The sequence below is a fragment of the Lactobacillus kullabergensis genome (genome assembly GCF_000967195.1).
Taxonomy (GTDB): domain Bacteria; phylum Bacillota; class Bacilli; order Lactobacillales; family Lactobacillaceae; genus Lactobacillus; species Lactobacillus kullabergensis.
Genome location: NZ_KQ033871.1, coordinates 1,450,303 through 1,452,948 on the forward strand (window position 1 = coordinate 1,450,303; position 2,646 = coordinate 1,452,948).

2 protein-coding genes are annotated in these 2,646 nt (G+C 27.0%); both read right to left on the reverse strand.

Annotated elements, in window-relative coordinates:
• On the reverse strand, positions 1-1,606 hold a 1,606-nt coding region (locus JF76_RS10325; RefSeq protein WP_045928461.1), incomplete at its 3' end, for an ATP-binding cassette domain-containing protein.
• Between the two features lie 37 nt (positions 1,607-1,643).
• Positions 1,644-2,393: an LpxL/LpxP family acyltransferase gene (locus tag JF76_RS07425; protein ID WP_156962768.1), complete on the reverse strand. Its 750-nt coding sequence runs from the start codon at positions 2,391-2,393 to the stop codon at positions 1,644-1,646.
• Positions 2,394-2,646: the final 253 nt, after the last annotated feature.

Genomic DNA, 2,646 nt, shown 5'->3' on the forward strand with positions numbered 1-2,646 from the left:
CCTTTAATCTTAAAGTTTTATTTTCAAGTACATAGTGTGTAAAATGTGCATGTTTAAATTCAATATCGTCATAATAATGAGCAACCTCAATCACTGTACAATCTAAATTTTGAATAATTTTATTTATTTTGTCCGACATTTTTGGATCTAAACTAGAAGTTGCTTCATCAATTAAAATAATTTTTTTATTAAAAAGAAGAGCTCTAGCAATTTCGATTCGCTGCCGTTGTCCACCAGATAAGTTTTTCCCACTTTCACCATAATATCTATTTAAAGCATCGTTACCTAGTTCATTAATCAATCCTACTTTTTCAAGAACAAATAAACAATCTTTAGTTGAGAAATCCTCGCCTAAAGTTAGATTAAAACGCAAAGTATCATTAAATAAGTTGGGATTTTGTCTTATATAAGCAATCCTACCAGATTCGAGAATATTGTTTATTTTACTATTCTTTTCCCTCAAATAAATTTTTCCGCTACTTGGTTTAATAGAACCCTGAATCAAATTAAGTATTGTCGATTTACCAACACCAGAAGCTCCTGTAATCAAAATTTTTTCTCCAAAAGTAATATTTAAATTCAAATTATTGATAATCTGTTTACCATTTGAGTACGTAAAATAAACATTTTCAAAACAAATTTTTGGCTTAATATCTTTCGATATTTTTTTAGGAGCTTTAAATTCAATCATATGTTCACTATAAGATTTTCGAATTTCTTGAGTAGTTTTTATCTTACTAAGATACTCTGAAACTGTTCCTAATGGACCTACGACTCTGTCACTAGCCATAAAAATACCAATCAAAGCTGCAGAAGATATCTTTCTTTGAATAACTAAAAGCAAGCCAATACCAATAGGTAAAATATAACTAACAACTGAAAGAATTGAAGCGACAAAAAAAGTAACAGCTTGCCAGTTATTCATAAGTAAATAAGAATTTTCGGATTCATTTAAATACTTATCTGTATCATTGTACATATACTTTTCAGCTAAATAAGTTTTGATAGTATTGGCTCCATTAAATAAATCAGTTACCTTACTTAAAAATCTACTACTATCTTCCTGCCACTTTGAAGAAGTGGCAGTTAATTTTTTACCAAAAATCTTTGGAGTTATCATAGGTAATAAAGAAAATAAAATAAACAAAATTCCAATAGGTATGCTTAAACTTAAAATATAAATTCCAGAGATTAATGCCATTAACAAAGACGCAAATACTTCAAACATCAGACTAAAGTAATCTGTTTCAACCAATTTAAAATCATTAAATATTTTTGAGACATTATCCGCAGTATCACTACTAAAAGTTGAAGTATTAATTTGCCCATAAATAAAATTACTTTTGAGCTTTACATTAAGCTTTTTTATTGCTAAATTTATTAACATTTTTCTTAAAGTCATTGAAAAATACACAATAGCCATTGCTGAAAAGCTTTTGACAGCATAAAACATTACTTCTAAAAATGTTGAGTTATGATTAAAATTTGCTATAGAAGAAAGTACCTGTGCCAAAACTACTCCATCAAATGATGAAATAATTGTTGTTATTATTATTGAAAATACGAGCCAATTAGGTAACCATCTAATTATGTTTTTTATTTTCATTTTTATCACCGTTGTATATTAAATTAATATATAATACTTAATTGATTGATATTCTATTTTTGGAAAACAAATACCAATACCACCACTTTTCAGGAGTCTTAACTATTATACTGTTTATCAGTCTGTGAATATTATTATTAATCTGTCCTACTGTCATATCTTTTATATTTATCTTGGAATAAAATCTTAATTCATAATGAGGAAAATCATCTATTCTTGTAAAAGTAACTGGTTGTATATTTGAATTATTTCGTTTAGCTAAGGCTGCTAATCCGTACGCTACGGGAAAGAAATTATCTAAATACTTAGTACGATACTTGGGTTTAGGACCTAATGTATATTCTGGAAATTCAAGTATATTTTTTGAATTTTTTAATAAATTATCCAACTTAAAAAGAGCATTAACTGGGTTAGATGTGTCTAAAACTTCTGTTATGTACTTTTTTAAGCTCGATAACATTACATCTAAAATGGACCGCATATGCTCCCCTTCATCACCATTAGCTAATGGAACATTTTGAATTTTTAAACTCGCCAATATTATTGGTATAGAATAAAAATCTCCCCAATGTGGACTAAAAATTATCGTATTTCCTCTCTTAATATCATTTAATTTTTCTTCATTTATAATAATTAAATTATTTTTTAGAAAACACTTTGTCTGAGAAAATAAATAAACAAATATAGCATCAGTTTCTTGAAACAAAATATAGTTAGCCCATTTTTTGCTCAGTGACTCTTGGTTTTTTAAATTAGTAAACTTCATGGCTTTACTTGCAATTGTCACAAGGTCTTGAATATTTTCTTTTTTTCGTTTATTTCAATTTGTCTAATTAAAGAAATTTCTTTCCAAATCAAATCAAGTTGATTACTTTTTTTAATACTTGGAAAAGACGTTGATCATCTAGATCACTCAAATACATAGAAAAATCATAAATCATTCTGTTGACTCTTTTCTTATCATAGTCTTTCTTATTTGATACAAGTTCATATCAAACTCATTAAAAGAGTGTATCAATAACAAGTTATCATTATTATGG